The organism is Sulfolobus sp. B1, assembly GCF_007050195.1.
In the GTDB taxonomy this organism is placed as follows: Archaea; Thermoproteota; Thermoprotei_A; order Sulfolobales; family Sulfolobaceae; genus Saccharolobus.
Map to the genome: position 1 here is coordinate 1 of NZ_QIMI01000233.1, position 1,566 is coordinate 1,566.

1 protein-coding gene is annotated in these 1,566 nt (G+C 35.7%); it reads right to left on the bottom strand.

Annotated elements, in window-relative coordinates; all coding sequences use genetic code 11:
• Positions 1 to 549: 549 nt before the first annotated feature.
• Positions 550 to 1,566, bottom strand: a 1,017-nt coding sequence (locus DMP16_RS09775) for an ATP-binding protein (RefSeq protein WP_143577180.1), incomplete at its 5' end; no start/stop codon positions are given.

Consider the following 1,566-nt stretch of genomic DNA (forward strand, 5'->3'; position numbering starts at 1 on the left):
ATTAATTGAAAAACATACAAATAGTATTGCTTAAATCATCGTCTTTGAAAACGCCTCCCTAAGGAGAGGAAGTCAGACTCCGTTCTAGAATTTAGATTAAAGAGCCCAACTTTCATTACCTGAGGGAAGAGAGGTTAGTCTGCTAGTTTTATTAGCGTCACATCCTATTAGATCAAACGTATCCTACTCCCACGTTCACAAAGGAAAGACAAGCCTCGCTCTTTAAGGTATGGATGAGGTCAGTATTTAAAAATACATAGGAATGATTGAGTGTGGACAACAATTTGATTGAAAAATTTTCTTTAAAAAACGGAAAAGTATTTTTGGAGCGAGTTATTTATTAGGCGAGAATGTGAATGGGTTTGATTTCCCTCATTTAACTCAACAAGAAATACAATAACAGGATGGCTGAAAACATTCTTACCCAATGTACTCGAAATCAATAAGTGAGAATAAAATTTTATGAAATTGTTGCCAACATGCGAAGAATTCAGCTTATAGCTTATTTTTTCAATTCTCAATATATCTCTTAAAATGCTTTCTAATTGACTAGAAATGAAATTCCATTTCTCTTAAAATAGGGTCTACTAACGTGTACTCTCCCTCCTCAACCTTCTCAATGAAATTGTAATTTACCAAAGCTTCAAGTACTGAGCTCAACTCCTTATCGTCTATCTCTCTCTTTAATCTCACGGTTACAGCGAATTTTATATCTTTCCATCTCTTGGCGATTTTGATGGAGGATAACGTTGCTAAGTATAATTCCCTATTCCTACCTTCGAGGAAATGGTTCAATTCCTCTAGCATTAATTTCCTACCTTCATTTATAGTTATCTTCAACGAATCATTGAAGCTAAGCTTTCTTATAGCGTAATTATTGCCAAACAGCGTTAACCAACCTACCACTCCATCTAATCTGTTAACTACTTCCTCAGCTTTACTGTCTTCAAGGTCCACGTTTAGCTCCTCCATACCCGCCTTTAAGAAGCCTATTGAAACTTGTTTGTTAAAAGGTCTTAGCTTGATTTCAATAGGTGGTCTTCCCAATAAGGGTGAACCCTCCTTTGGATTTAGCAAAGCTTTTACTAAGCCAACATAAGATCCAGAGAATAAGAACCTAACCTTTGGGTTACTCATGAAGACGTTTCCTAGGACGTCTAATAGTGGCTTAGTAACTGAGGAGAGCTCTTGTACCTCATCTAATCCTATAACTAGGTCATGGTTTATGGACAGAAGTAGTTCTAATAAGCTCCTTTGAACGTTTAATTTACCGCCCTTTAACTCTACACCCAAAGGACCTAGGTTAAAGTTAACACTAACGTTCAATAATTTGAATAATTTATTTCTATTTATCTCTGAGATCAGTAAAGATAGCAATTCTCTCAACGTTGTAACTCCCCTTAAGTTCAAATAAATTCCATCAATCCTATCGTTCTTTTTCAACTCATTAATTGCAACTTTCATGACACTGGTCTTTCCTATCCCTCTTTGCCCACCGATTATTATCCAATTTTTGGAAATTATTTGTTCCCTTATGTATTGAACCTCCTTTTCTCTTCCGAATAA